Consider the following 250-nt stretch of genomic DNA (forward strand, 5'->3'; position numbering starts at 1 on the left):
TACGTCCCTGCCGCGGGCGGAACCGTCAGCCGCGCGGGCACGATCGCGTCGCTCGAGCGCGGCAAGGTCGAAAACGCCCTTCTGGGAGGCAAGCCCGGCGGCCGAATCGAGGCAAGCGTCACAAGCGGGCCCTCGAGCGGCCCCGCTGTGTACGTGACGCTGCCGCCGGCCGGCACTCACTCGAACACGAACCGGTACCTCGTAGGCATCGCCGCACCCGGATTCGGCAGCGGCATCCTGACGTCGGACT

Annotated in this window: 1 protein-coding gene; it reads left to right on the forward strand. The window is 70.4% G+C overall.

Annotated features, from left to right (window positions below; genetic code table 11):
- The coding region (locus tag EUU22_RS25615) for a hypothetical protein (protein WP_205687905.1) at positions 1-250 on the forward strand (250 nt) is incomplete at both ends.

The sequence above is a fragment of the Ciceribacter ferrooxidans genome, assembly GCF_004137355.1.
GTDB lineage: Bacteria > Pseudomonadota > Alphaproteobacteria > Rhizobiales > Rhizobiaceae > Allorhizobium > Allorhizobium ferrooxidans.